The organism is Micrococcus sp. GbtcB5 (assembly GCF_019091605.1).
Lineage (GTDB): Bacteria > Actinomycetota > Actinomycetes > Actinomycetales > Micrococcaceae > Micrococcus > Micrococcus luteus.
On record NZ_JAGXJK010000267.1, the window covers coordinates 1 to 256 of the forward strand.

Below are 256 nucleotides of genomic sequence, written 5' to 3' on the forward strand. Positions count from 1 at the left end.
TGAGGATGCCGACCAGCTCGGCCTTCAGCGCGGCCAGGAACAGCGGGTCGATCAGCCGGTGGATGTTCTGCGGTGAGGTGTAGTGCATCCCCCCGGAACGGCGAGTCTCCGGGTTCAGGGTGGACTCGAACACGCCGCCGAACACGGTGGGGCTGATCTGGGACCAGTCCGTGCCCTCGCTGACCTCGTCCAGGAGCATGTCGACGATGTCCTGGGTCAGTTGGGGGATCTCCACGTCCGCGGCGAACAGGCCGCC

At 66.8% G+C, this 256-nt stretch carries 1 protein-coding gene; it reads right to left on the minus strand.

What is annotated here, in order from left to right; all coding sequences use genetic code 11:
* A partial coding sequence (locus tag KVS67_RS12305; RefSeq protein WP_217565479.1) for a type IIL restriction-modification enzyme MmeI occupies positions 1-256 on the minus strand: 256 nt, incomplete at both ends.